The organism is Micromonospora sp. NPDC048999 (assembly GCF_040649295.1).
Lineage (GTDB): Bacteria > Actinomycetota > Actinomycetes > Mycobacteriales > Micromonosporaceae > Micromonospora.
On record NZ_JBEZFI010000112.1, the window covers coordinates 1 to 1,175 of the forward strand.

The following is a 1,175-nucleotide window of genomic DNA, read 5'->3' on the forward strand; positions in this document are numbered from 1 at the left end:
CGTTGGAGGCTCTGGCTGCGGCCGCGCCGCAGTGGCTGGCGTCGCGGGTCGACGCCGGGTGGGTCGACCGTTACGGTGCCCGGATCGACTCTTACCGTTTCCCGAAGGGTGAGGACAAGCGTGCCCGGTGGGCCGAGCAGGTCGGCCGGGACGGCTTCACCATCCTGGACGCGGTAGCCGCCACGGGCGCACCGGCGTGGCTGCGCGAGATCCCGGCAGTGCAGGTTCTGGCCCAGGCGTGGGAGCAGCAGTACCACCGTGACGGTGGGGAGGTGTGTTGGCGGGAGGGCAAGGACCTCCCGCCGAGCAGAGACCGGCTGGCCTCGCCGTATGACACCCACGCCCGTTACGGCCTCAAGCGCGCGACGGGCTGGTGCGGCTACAAGATTCATGTGAGCGAGACCTGCGACCCTTGCGCCCCACACGTGATCACCCACGTGGCTACCACGGACGCCACGATCAACGACACCGAGATGACCGAGGCCGTCCACCAGGGTCTGGCAGCACGGCGGCTGCTGCCCGACGAGCACGTGGTCGATGCCGGCTACGTCACCGCCGCTCACATCGTGGCCGCCCGCGAGCGCAACGTTGACCTGCTCGGCCCGGTCGGGTTGGACACCCACCAGGGCGAACATTTCCCCCAAAACGCCTTCCGCATCGACTGGCAGGCCAAGACCGTGACCTGCCCAGACGGCAAAGCCAGCGCCAGCTGGTCCGGGCAGCGCAAAAGCAATGGAACGCCCGTGACCCGCGTCCACTTCGCCGCACGAGACTGCGCGTCCTGCCCCGCGCGGGCCAAGTGCACGACCGCCGCAAACGGCAAATGGGGCCGCAGCCTCACCCTGCTCCCCGCAGATCAGCAGCAGGTCCTGGAAACCAGGCGCCGTGAACAGACCACCGAACTTTGGCAGCAGCGCTACCACATCCGCGCCGGGGTCGAGGCCACGATCTCCCAGACGGTGCGGCGCACCGGCATCCGGCGCACCCGCTACACCGGCAAGGACAAGACCCACCTCGGTCACCTCTTCGCCGCTGCCGCCGTCAACATCATCCGGATCGACGCCTGGCTCACCGGCACACCATTCGGCCGGACCAGAACCAGCCACCTTGCCCGACTCGAACTCGCCACCTGAAAACGGCCTTACACCCCACTCCAGGCATTTCCCAACGGAGTC

The 1,175-nt window shown here is 68.5% G+C and carries 1 protein-coding gene; it reads left to right on the plus strand.

The window, feature by feature from the left end; genetic code table 11:
- A partial coding sequence (locus tag AB0C02_RS33605) for a transposase (protein WP_357553246.1) occupies positions 1-1,133 on the plus strand: 1,133 nt, incomplete at its 5' end.
- Positions 1,134-1,175: the final 42 nt, after the last annotated feature.